Source organism: Rothia sp. HMSC069C03 (genome assembly GCF_001811075.1).
Taxonomy (GTDB): domain Bacteria; phylum Actinomycetota; class Actinomycetes; order Actinomycetales; family Micrococcaceae; genus Rothia; species Rothia mucilaginosa.
Genome location: NZ_KZ627136.1, coordinates 1 through 1,116, shown reverse-complemented (window position 1 = coordinate 1,116; position 1,116 = coordinate 1). Strand labels below are relative to the sequence as shown.

The window sequence follows — 1,116 nt, the reverse complement described above, 5'->3', positions numbered from 1 at the left end:
GGATTGTTATCCAAAAACCATACAGTGAACGCAAACAACAAACAACTTCCTGAAAAGTAAGCCTTCGACCTATTAGTACCAGTCAACTCCACGAGTCTTCAGTCCTCGCTTCCATACCCGGCCTATCAACCTCATCATCTATAAGGAGCCTCACACACCAAAAAGTGCCAGGAAATCTCATCTCGAAACAGGCTTCCCGCTTAGATGCTTTCAGCGGTTATCCCTCCCGAACGTAGCCAATCAGCCATGCACCTGGCGGTACAACTGACATACCAGAGGTTCGTCCGTCCCGGTCCTCTCGTACTAAGGACAGCCTTTCTCAAATTTCCAACGCGCGCAGCGGATAGGGACCGAACTGTCTCACGACGTTCTGAACCCAGCTCGCGTACCGCTTTAATGGGCGAACAGCCCAACCCTTGGGACCGACTCCAGCCCCAGGATGCGACGAGCCGACATCGAGGTGCCAAACCATGCCGTCGATATGGACTCTTGGGCAAGATCAGCCTGTTATCCCCGAGGTACCTTTTATCCGTTGAGCGACGGCCGTTCCACAACGTACCGCCGGATCACTAGTCCCGACTTTCGTCCCTGCTCGACCTGCCAGTCTCACAGTCAAGCTCCCTTGTGCACTTACACTCAACACCTGATTGCCAACCAGGCTGAGGGAACCTTTGGGCGCCTCCGTTACACTTTAGGAGGCAACCGCCCCAGTTAAACTACCCATCAGGCACTGTCCCTGAACCAGATCATGGCCCGAAGTTAGACATCCAGATTGACCAGAGTGGTATTTCAACAACGACTCCACACAAACTAGCGTCCATGCTTCACAGTCTCCCACCTATCCTACACAAGCCAAACCAAACACCAATACCAAACTATAGTAAAGGTCACGGGGTCTTTCCGTCCTGCTGCGCGAAACGAGCATCTTTACTCGTACTGCAATTTCGCCGAGTTCATGGTTGAGACAGTAGGGAAGTCGTTACTCCATTCGTGCAGGTCGGAACTTACCCGACAAGGAATTTCGCTACCTTAGGATGGTTATAGTTACCACCGCCGTTTACTGGGGCTTAAATTCTCAGCTTCGCCCAAAAAGGGCTAACCAATCCTCTTAACCTT

Annotated in this window: 1 rRNA gene; it reads right to left on the bottom strand. The window is 51.9% G+C overall.

Annotated features, from left to right (window positions below):
* Positions 1–52: 52 nt before the first annotated feature.
* Positions 53–1,116: ribosomal RNA gene (locus HMPREF2779_RS04155) — 23S ribosomal RNA — on the bottom strand; the annotation flags it as partial.